The 8,314-nt window shown below is 70.8% G+C and carries 10 protein-coding genes and 1 pseudogene; 6 read left to right on the top strand and 5 right to left on the bottom strand.

Annotated elements, in window-relative coordinates:
* Both RIF93_RS16235 and hslV read right to left on the bottom strand, forming a co-directional pair.
* A pseudogene (locus tag RIF93_RS16235) lies at positions 1 to 537 on the bottom strand (DUF4440 domain-containing protein); the annotation flags it as partial.
* A complete protein-coding gene (gene hslV, locus RIF93_RS16230) occupies positions 524 to 1,075 on the bottom strand; it encodes an ATP-dependent protease subunit HslV (RefSeq protein WP_309092491.1) in 552 nt (183 codons plus the stop codon). The pseudogene RIF93_RS16235 and the gene hslV, both read right to left, overlap by 14 nt.
* A gap of 53 nt (positions 1,076 to 1,128) precedes the next feature.
* Between hslV and RIF93_RS16225 the strand changes: the two genes are divergently transcribed.
* Positions 1,129 to 1,869 (top strand): molybdopterin-synthase adenylyltransferase MoeB, encoded by a 741-nt coding sequence (locus RIF93_RS16225; protein WP_309092490.1) that lies wholly within the window; start codon positions 1,129 to 1,131, stop codon positions 1,867 to 1,869.
* On the opposite strand, the gene RIF93_RS16220 is transcribed toward RIF93_RS16225, so the two are convergent.
* A complete protein-coding gene (locus RIF93_RS16220; RefSeq protein WP_309092489.1) occupies positions 1,866 to 2,852 on the bottom strand; it encodes a D-glycerate dehydrogenase in 987 nt (328 codons plus the stop codon). The two genes, RIF93_RS16225 and RIF93_RS16220, sit on opposite strands and share 4 nt — an antisense overlap.
* A 121-nt stretch (positions 2,853 to 2,973) precedes the next feature.
* On the opposite strand from RIF93_RS16220, the gene RIF93_RS16215 reads away from it, so the two are divergent.
* The 5 genes from RIF93_RS16215 to RIF93_RS16195 are packed head-to-tail and all read left to right on the top strand — an operon-like array spanning position 2,974 to position 6,372.
* Positions 2,974 to 3,504, top strand: coding sequence for an SH3 domain-containing protein (locus tag RIF93_RS16215; RefSeq protein WP_309092488.1), 531 nt, complete (start codon positions 2,974 to 2,976; stop codon positions 3,502 to 3,504).
* Positions 3,505 to 3,558: 54 nt separating this feature from the next.
* Positions 3,559 to 4,074 carry a 3-hydroxyacyl-[acyl-carrier-protein] dehydratase FabA gene (gene fabA, locus RIF93_RS16210; protein WP_309092487.1) on the top strand — a complete coding sequence of 172 codons (516 nt, stop codon included), beginning with the start codon at positions 3,559 to 3,561 and terminating at the stop codon, positions 4,072 to 4,074.
* A 26-nt stretch (positions 4,075 to 4,100) separates the two neighbouring features.
* A complete protein-coding gene (gene fabB, locus RIF93_RS16205; protein ID WP_309092486.1) occupies positions 4,101 to 5,312 on the top strand; it encodes a beta-ketoacyl-ACP synthase I in 1,212 nt (403 codons plus the stop codon).
* A 23-nt stretch (positions 5,313 to 5,335) separates the two neighbouring features.
* Positions 5,336 to 5,488 (top strand): oxidoreductase-like domain-containing protein, encoded by a 153-nt coding sequence (locus RIF93_RS16200; RefSeq protein WP_309092485.1) that lies wholly within the window; start codon positions 5,336 to 5,338, stop codon positions 5,486 to 5,488.
* Between the two features lie 59 nt (positions 5,489 to 5,547).
* Positions 5,548 to 6,372 carry an enoyl-ACP reductase gene (locus RIF93_RS16195; RefSeq protein ID WP_309092484.1) on the top strand — a complete coding sequence of 275 codons (825 nt, stop codon included), beginning with the start codon at positions 5,548 to 5,550 and terminating at the stop codon, positions 6,370 to 6,372.
* Here the strand turns inward: RIF93_RS16195 and RIF93_RS16190 are convergent.
* Positions 6,332 to 7,498 (bottom strand): MFS transporter, encoded by a 1,167-nt coding sequence (locus RIF93_RS16190; protein WP_309092483.1) that lies wholly within the window; start codon positions 7,496 to 7,498, stop codon positions 6,332 to 6,334. The genes RIF93_RS16195 and RIF93_RS16190 overlap by 41 nt on opposite strands.
* Positions 7,495 to 8,238 (bottom strand): SDR family oxidoreductase, encoded by a 744-nt coding sequence (locus RIF93_RS16185; protein WP_309092482.1) that lies wholly within the window; start codon positions 8,236 to 8,238, stop codon positions 7,495 to 7,497. The genes RIF93_RS16190 and RIF93_RS16185 overlap by 4 nt, the downstream gene beginning before the upstream one ends.
* Positions 8,239 to 8,314: the final 76 nt, after the last annotated feature.

The raw sequence follows: 8,314 nt of genomic DNA, 5'->3' as shown, positions 1-8,314 counted from the left end.
GTCGGTCCTGGCCTTGGCGTGCAGCTCGGCCTCGACCCGGGTGACCTCGCCCATGGCCTTGGCGGCGGAGCCGGCCTGGCGCTCGGAGAGGCGGGCATAGGCGACGGGCGAGTCCTTCGGCGCCGCCCCCGCGGTGCTGCTGGGCGGGCCGCCGTCGAACAGCCATTTCCACCCGCCGTCGGGCTGCTTGGCCCAGACGGTGAAGTACCAGGCCCGCGGCTGGCCGTCGAAGGTGTAGGGACCGGTGGTGAAGCCGAGGTCGCCTGAGCGGGCGATGCCGGCCCACAACGGCCACCAGACCAGCGGCGGCCCTTTCGGCTGCGGCTTCTCGTAGACCGCCTTGGCGAGCTTCGGCTCGGGCGCGAAGACGATCCCGGTCGGCGCGGAGTGCTTGTAGAAGCTGCCCTGGATCCCGAGCTCCAGCCCGTCGGCCGCGAAGGCCCGCTCGGCGGCCACGACCGGCGCGGGATCGATATCCTTCGCCAGGGCCGAACCGGCCAGGAGGGCCGCCGCTGCCGCGACGCTAAAGCACTTCAACCGTCAGCTCCCCGTTGGTGTAGACGCAGATCTCGGCCGCAATGGCCATGGCGCGGCGCGCCACCGCCTCGGCGTCCAGGTCGGCCACGTCAACGAGCGCCCTGGCCGCGGCCAGGGCGAAGTTGCCGCCCGAGCCGATGGCGGCGACGCCGTGCTCGGGCTCCAGCACGTCGCCGACGCCGGTCACCGTGAAGATGGAGTCCTTGTCGGCCACGATCAGCATGGCCTCCAGCCGCCGCAGGTAGCGGTCGGTCCGCCAGTCCTTGGCCAGGTCGACGCAGGCCCGCGCCAGCTGCTCGGGATACTGCTCCAGCTTGGCCTCGAGGCGCTCGATCAGGGTGAAGGCGTCGGCAGTGGAGCCGGCGAAGCCGGCGATGACCCGCCCGCCGGCGAGGCGGCGCACCTTCCTTGCCGTGCCCTTGACCACCGTCTGGCCCATGGAGACCTGGCCGTCGCCGGCGACGACGGTCCTGCCGTTCTTCCGCACGGCGAGGATCGTGGTGCCGTGCCAATCTGGAAAGGCTGCGCTATTCGACATCGGCGCGATGTGAGCAGGGCGGCTCGCCAGGTCAAGCGAGACGGGACTAAGTCATGACTTTCACCGACGAAGAGATCGAGCGCTACGCCCGGCACCTGGTGCTGCGCGAGGTGGGCGGTCCCGGCCAGCAGAAGCTGAAGGCCGCCAGCGTCTTGATCGTGGGGGCCGGCGGCCTGGGCGCGCCGGTGTCGATGTACCTGGCCGCCGCGGGCGTCGGGACCATCATCCTGGCCGATCCCGACGAGGTGGACCGCTCGAACCTGCAGCGCCAGGTGATCTACGCCGAGGACGACCTCGGCCGGCCGAAGGTCGACGCCGCCGCCGACCGGCTGCACGCGCTGAACCCGCATGTCTTCGTCGCCGGCTTCCACGGCGCCTTCGAGTCCGCCAACGCCGACGAGCTGGTTCATGGCGTCGACCTCGTCCTGGACGGCACCGACGACTTCGGGGTCCGGTTCCTGGTCAACGAGGCCTGCGTGCGCCACGGCAAGCCGCTGGTCTCCGGCGCGATCGGCCGCTGGACCGGGCAGGTGGGCGTGTTCGGCCGCCAGCCCTGCTACCGCTGCCTGGTGCCCGAGGTTCCCCCCGACGCCGAGACCTGCGTCGCCGTGGGCGTGGTGGGCGCCCTGGCCGGCGTGATCGGGTCCATGATGGCCCTGGAGGCGATCAAGCTGGTCACCGGCGCGGGCGACCCGCTGGCCGGCCGGCTGATGATCTACGACGCGCTGGCCGCCGAGACCCGGACCGTGCGGGTGGCCGGCGACCCGGAATGTCCGGTGTGCGGCGCCGCCTAGAGCATCTGCGGCAGGACGCGGTCGGGCGGGCGGTGGCCGTCCATCCACGTCTTGATGTTGATGATCACCTTCTCGCCCATGTCCACCCGGGCTTCGACGGTGGCCGAGCCCAGGTGCGGCAGCAGGACGGCGTTCGGCTGTTTCAGCAGCTTGGGATTGATGGCCGGCTCGAACTCGAAGACGTCGAGGCCGGCGCCGGCGATCTTGCCCTGGGCCAGCAGGTCGGCCAGGGCGTCCTCGTCGATGATCTCGCCGCGGGCGGTGTTGATGATGATCGCGTGCGGCTGCAGCAGCTTCAGCCGGCGCGCCGAGAGCAGGTGGTAGGTCGCCGGCGTGTGCGGCGAGTGCACCGAGACGATGTCCATCCGCGCCAGCATCTGGTCGAGGCTGTCCCAGTAGGTCGCCTCCAGCTCCTCCTCGATCCGAGGGCTGACGCGCTTGCGGTTGTGGTAGTGGATCTGCAGGCCGAAGGCCTTGGCCCGCCGGGCGACGGCCGAGCCGATGCGGCCCAGGCCAATGATCCCCAGCCGCTTGCCGGTCACCCGCCGGCCCAGCATCCACGTCGGCGCCCAGCCACGGAATTCGCCCGCCTGGACCACGTTCGCGCCCTCTACGATCCGCCGCCCCACCGCCATCATCAGGGCCATGGTCAGGTCGGCGGTGTCCTCGGTCAGCACGCCCGGCGTGTTGGTGACGGTCAGGCCGCGCGCGATTGCGGCGGCCACGTCGATGTGGTCCACGCCCGCGCCGAAGTTCGCGATCAGCCTCAGCTTCTCGCCGGCGTGCGACAGGAGCTCGGCGTCGATGTCGTCGGTGATGGTCGGCGCCAGCACGTCGGCGCGCCGGACTGCGTCGATCAGCGCCTCGCGGCTCATCGGCTGATCGGTCACGTTCAGCTCGGTGTCGAACAGCTCCCGCATCCGGGTCTCGACCGAGTCCGGAAGCTTGCGCGTGACGATGACTTTCGGCTTGCGGGCGGCCATTCTTGCAAATTGCTGGATGCGAACTGAAAAGGGGACAGTCGTTGCGCCGCGCGCGTCGCAGCGCGCGGTCTGACGAGACCCTTAGCAAAGGGCCCACCAGCGGCCAAGGCGAGGCGAAGGCGTGAAGGTGCAAGGCGCGGGGGCGCCGAAGTTTGCGGCGTTGGGGGTGGCGGCGAGCCTGGTCCTCAATCTGACGGTGGCCGGCGCAGCCCTGGCTGCGGACCGGCCGACGCCGTCCGGCCTGCCGGTGCCGCGCTATGTGACGCTGAAATTCGGCAAGGTGAACGCCCGGGCCGGGCCCGGCGACGACCACCGGCTGCTCTGGGTCTACCGCACCAAGGGCCTGCCGGTGCAGGTGGTCGCCGAAACCGCCGAGTGGCGCCGGGTGTGCGATCCGGAGGGCGGCCTGGCCTGGGTGCACAAGCGGGTCACCGACGGCCGCCGTTCGGTGATGAACCTGCAGGCCCGGCCGCAGCCGCTATCCAAGAAGCCCAAGCCCGGCAGCGAAACCGTCGCCTATCTGGGCAGCCGATCCTTGGCGTCCCTGGTGCGTTGTCAGAAGGGCTGGTGCCGGGTGAAGGCGGATCGGGCCACCGGCTGGGTGCGAGAAGGAGCCCTGTGGGGCACGGCGGAACGGGCGCAATGCCGTTGAGGCGCCGGCCGGGCTCTGATAGGGCGCAGGCCTGAAATGCATACGGATGATCCAATGAGCCCGGTCAAAGCCAAGAGCCAATACAGCTTCGAAGAGCTCATGGCCTGCGCGCGGGGCGAGATGTTCGGCCCCGGCAATGCGCAGCTGCCTGCGCCGCCGATGCTGCTCTTCGACCGCCTGACGCACATCGACGACAACGGCGGCGAGTTCGGCCTGGGCTATATCGAGGCCGAGTTCGACATCCGTCCGGACCTCTGGTTCTTCGACTGCCACTTCCTGGGCGACCCCGTCATGCCGGGCAGCCTGGGCCTCGACGCCTTGTGGCAACTGGTGGGCTTCTACCTGGGCTGGATTGGCGGCAAGGGCCGCGGCCGCGCCCTAGGCTGCGGCGAGGTGAAGTTCGCCGGCGAAGTGACGCCTGACATCAAGCTCGTCACCTACAAGATCCAGATGAAGCGCGTCATCAATCGTCGCCTGGTCATGGGCATCGGCGACGGCGTGCTCGAGGCTGACGGGAAGCCGATCTACACCGCGTCCGACCTTCGGGTTGGCCTCTATCAGCGGCCCTAGAAGAAGCCGTGTAACGGAAGGGAACTATGCGTCGGGTCGTCGTCACCGGGATGGGCATCGTCTCGTCCATCGGCAACAACGCCAACGAGGTGCTGGCCTCGTTGCGAGAAGCGAAATCCGGGATCAGCGCCGCGCCCGAGTACGCCGAACTGGGCTTCCGGTGCCAGGTGCACGCCGCGCCCCAGATCGACTGGGAAGCGATGGTCGACCGCAGAGCCGCGCGCTTCCTCGCCCAGGGCACCGCCTTCGGCCACATCGCCATGGAGCAGGCGATCGCCGACTCAGGCCTCGAGGAGTCCGAGATCAGCCACGAGCGGACCGGTCTGATCGTAGGCTCGGGCGGTCCGTCGACCCGCGCGATCATCGATTCCGCCCAGACGGCCAGGGAGCGCGGCCCCAAGCGCGTCGGGCCGTTCGCCGTGCCCAAGGCCATGAGCTCGGGCCCGTCGGCGACGCTGGCCACCTGGTTCAAGATCCGCGGCCTGAACTTCTCGATCAGCTCGGCCTGCGCCACCTCCACCCACTGCATCGGCACCGGTTACGAGCAGATCCTGATGGGCAAGCAGGACGTGGTGTTCGCCGGCGGCACGGAAGAGCTGGACTGGACCCTCAGCGTGCTCTTCGACGCCATGGGCGCCATGAGCTCGAAGTTCAACGACACCCCGGCCAAGGCGAGCCGCGCCTATGACGCCGACCGCGACGGCTTCGTCATCGCCGGCGGCGCGGGGATCGTGGTTCTCGAGGAATACGAGCGGGCCAAGGCGCGCGGCGCGAAGATCTATGGCGAGATCGTGGGCTATGCCGCCAATTCCGACGGCTTCGACATGGTCGCGCCGTCGGGCGAGGGCGCCCAGCGCTGCATGAAGCTGGCGATGGAGACCACCGGCGGCCGGAAGATCGACTACCTGAACCCGCACGGCACCTCGACGCCGGTGGGCGACATCAAGGAGATGGAGGCGGTCCGCGCCGTCTTCGGCGACAACGCCCCGCTGATCTCCTCGACCAAGTCCCTGACGGGCCACAGCCTGGGCGCGGCGGGGGCGCAGGAGGCGATCTACAGCCTGCTGATGCTCAACAACGGCTTCGTCGCCGAGAGCGCCCACATCGAGAACCTGGATCCGGCCTTCGCCGACCTGCCGATCGTGCGCCAGCGCGAAGACCGCCAGCTCGAGACGGTGATGAGCAACAGCTTCGGCTTCGGCGGCACGAACGGCTGCCTGGTGATGGCCCGGGTCTGACCCTGCCCGAGCTCCCGCCCGGCGTGCCCGCGCCTCCGGCCGAGCCGGAGGACTACGAGTGCTGCCACCGCGGCTGCGATCCGTGCATCTTCGATTATTACGAGCGGGCGCTGGCGCGCTGGGAAGCGAAGGTGCGCGAGGCGGGCTTCGATCCCGCCGAACTGCGGCGGGGGTGACACCACGGCCCCGAAGGGCCTAAACCCGCGCGAGATCACGACCACGAAGGGAGAGACACGTGGCCGACGACTATCAGATGCCGACCGGGACCCTGATGAAGGGCAAGAAGGGCGTCGTCACGGGGGTGGCGAACCACCAGTCGATCGCCTGGGGCATCGCCCGGCAGCTGGCCGCCCAGGGCGCCGAGATCGCCTTCCTGCACCTGCCGGGCATGGAACGCCGGGTCCAGCCGCTGGCCGACGAGATCGGGGTCAAGGTGGTGGCGCCGGTCGACGTCACGGACGACGCGGCCATGGACGCCGCCTTCCAGACGGTGAAGGACGCCTTCGGCCAGATCGACTTCTTCGTCCACGCCATCGCCTTCGCCAACAAGGACGAGCTGAAGGGCAGCTTCGTCGACAACACCACCCGCGAGGGCTTCCTGCGGGCGATGAACATTTCGGCGTTCAGCTTCGTGGACTGCGCCCGGCGCGCCGCGGCGATGATGCCGGAGACCGGCGGCTCGATCATCACGCTGACCTACATGGGCTCGGAGCGGGCGATCCCGAACTACAACACCATGGGGGTGGCGAAGGCGGCGCTGGAGGCGGCGGTGCGCTACGCCGCCCGCGACCTGGGCCCGAAGGGGATCCGGGTGAACGCGGTCTCGCCGGGCGCCATGAAGACCCTGTCGCTGGCCGGGATCTCGGGCGGCCGCGGCATGCTGGCCAAGGGCCGCTCGCTCAGCGCGATGAAGGAGGACACCTCGATGGAGGGCGTCGCCGGCTGCGCGCTGTGGCTGCTGTCAGACCTCGGCAAATCGACCACCGGCGAGTGCATCCACGTCGACGCCGGCTTCCACATCATGGGCTTCTCGGACGACGAGGAGCAGCCCGCAGGCTGACGGCGCCCAGCGCCAGGGCCAGTCCTGCGGCGAGCAGACCCAGGCCCGCCGCGCCCCACATGGGCGTGGTGAGGCCGCCCGTTTCGGCAAGCCCGCCGCCGATCAGGGCGCCGAGCGCGATCCCGACGTTGGACGCGGCGATGTTGAGCGAGCTGGCGAAGGCCGGCGCCGCCGGGGCTGCGGTGAGCAGCCGCGTCTGGCAGGCGACGAACAGGCCCGCGTGCAGCCCGCCCCAGGCGAGGATGAGCATTCCGACGGCAGGCAGAGCGCCCTTGCTGGCCGCCACGCCCGCCATGACCAGGGCGAAGACCGGCATGGCCGCAGCGGTGGCGGCGAGCGCCGCGGCGTCGGGAAGCCGACCCATCAGGAGGTTGCCAGCCAGGCCCGCCGCGGCGAACAGCGCCAGGATCAGCGCGACGCCCGCCGGAGACAGGCCGGCGACCCGGGCCAGGTACGCCGTCAGGTAGGTGTAGCTGCAGAAGAGGGCGGTGAAGACCAGCGCCGACAGCGCCAGATGGCCGAAGACGCCGGGACGCCGCAGAACAGCCCAAGCCTCACCGTCTGCCGCTGGCGAGGCGCGACCTGCGGGGGCCGCGCGCCATACCAGGGCCGCGGCGAGGAGCGCCAGCAGCCCCAGGGCGGCGAAACAGGCCCGCCAGTCGAGCCGGCCGGCGAGCAGCACCGCCGCCGGCAGGGCCACCACCGCGCCGGCCACCACGCCGGCGTTCAGCTGGGCGAGGCTTCGGCCCTGCGGCTCGCCGGGCCTGGCCGCCACCAGCGCGGCGATGGCGAGGCTGACGAAGGCCGGCAGCGCCGCGCCCTGCAGGATGCGGATCCCCAGCAAGAGGCGGAAGTCCGGCGCGGCGGCGGCCAGCAGGTTCGTCGCGCCGAACAGCGCCAGCACGGCCGTCAGGGCCAGGCGCCGGTCGAACCGGTCGGCCCAGGCGGTGAGGGGCGGACCGGCGACCGCCGAGGCGAAGGCGAACCCGCTGGCCAACCAGCCGGCCTCCGCCAGCCCGACGCCGAGGCCGCCGGCCAGGTCCGGCAGCAGGCCCGCGGCGCTGAACTCGATCGTGACGATCGCGCCCGTGGCGAAGGCCAGCGCCGGCCCGACCGGCACGGTCACGCGTTGGCGCCGCTGTCCACCAGGAAGGAGGCTCCGGTGACCGAGCGCGCCTCGGGCGAAGCAAGCCAGGCCACGAGGCCGGCCAGGTCGGCGGGATCGCCGTAGCGGGGGATCGCCATGAACGCGCGCTGGGCGTCCGACGATGGCCCGTCGGAAGGGTTCATGTCGGTCTCGTGCGAGCCCGGGTTCACGACATTGGCGGTGATCCCCCGAGGCCCGAGGTCGCGCGCGATGGCGCGGGTCAGGCCGACGAGCGCCGCCTTGCTGGTCACGTAGGCGGCCATGCCCGGCATGAGGGACCGTTCGGCCAGGTTGCTGGCGATGCTGATGATCCGGCCGCCCTCGCCCATGTGGCGGAGCGCCGCCTGGGTCGTCAGGAATACGCCGCGCAGGTTCACCGCGATGGTGCGGTCGAAGTCCTCCAGCGGAATCTCGCCCATCGGCTGGCCTTGGCCCACGAACACCCCGGCGTTGTTCACCAGGATGTCGATCCGGCCGAAGCTGTCGGCGACCGCCTGGGCCGCGGTCTCGGCGGCGGCGGGATCGGCGGCGTCCGCCTGGATCGCCAGGCCGCGCCGGCCCATCGCCTGAATCTCCGCCGCCACCGCCTGCGCCCCGGCCGCTGAGGCGGCGTAGGTGATCGCCACGTCCGCGCCCTCCCGCGCCAGCCGCCGGGCGATGGCCGCCCCGATCCCACGGCTGCCGCCAGTCACCAGAGCCGTCCTGTTCTCGAGCATCATCGTGCCTCCATTTCTGTAGTGAGCGCTACAGACGTGGCGGCTTGAGTCCGGCGTTCAAGGGTTTATGTATTGACTG

Source organism: Phenylobacterium sp., from assembly GCF_031181185.1.
GTDB lineage: Bacteria > Pseudomonadota > Alphaproteobacteria > Caulobacterales > Caulobacteraceae > Phenylobacterium.
Note: the sequence above shows the minus strand (reverse complement) of the source record. Positions and strands in the feature narration are given on the sequence as shown.